Raw genomic sequence first — 418 nt, forward strand, 5'->3', positions numbered from 1 at the left:
GAGATCATCCCCGGGCTGGGCACCATGCCCAGCTGCCCGGTGAGCGATGCCGGGAACGACGCCCACGGCGTCTCCATGGGGAACACCGCGGTGAGGTCGCCGGTGATCTCCACCGACTCCAGCGCAGCGACCGCGGGGCCCGTGAGCGGCGACGCCTTGTGGGCGGCGAAGATCGTCTCCAGCACCGCGGCGGTGAGCGGGGAGCCGTCGTGGAACGTGATGTCGGGCCGCAGCGTGACGGTCCAGTCGGTGAAGGTCTCGTTCGGCTCGAACGACTCAGCGAGGTACGGCTGGGCCCGGCTGTCGGCGTCGTAGGCGGCGAGCGGATCGAAGACGGCCAGGCCCACCTGCGTGCCTGCGGGCGCGAATCGGCTCTTGGTGGGGTCCCAGCCGTCGGTCTCGGCGTCGAGCGCGTAGC

General features: G+C 71.5%; 1 protein-coding gene. It reads right to left on the reverse strand.

What is annotated here, in order from left to right:
* Window positions 1–418, reverse strand: a 418-nt coding sequence (locus I6F37_RS41850; RefSeq protein WP_225154649.1) for an ABC transporter substrate-binding protein, incomplete at both ends; no start/stop codon positions are given.

Source organism: Bradyrhizobium sp. NBAIM08, from assembly GCF_020193935.1.
GTDB classification, from domain to species: Bacteria; Pseudomonadota; Alphaproteobacteria; order Rhizobiales; family Xanthobacteraceae; genus Bradyrhizobium; species Bradyrhizobium yuanmingense.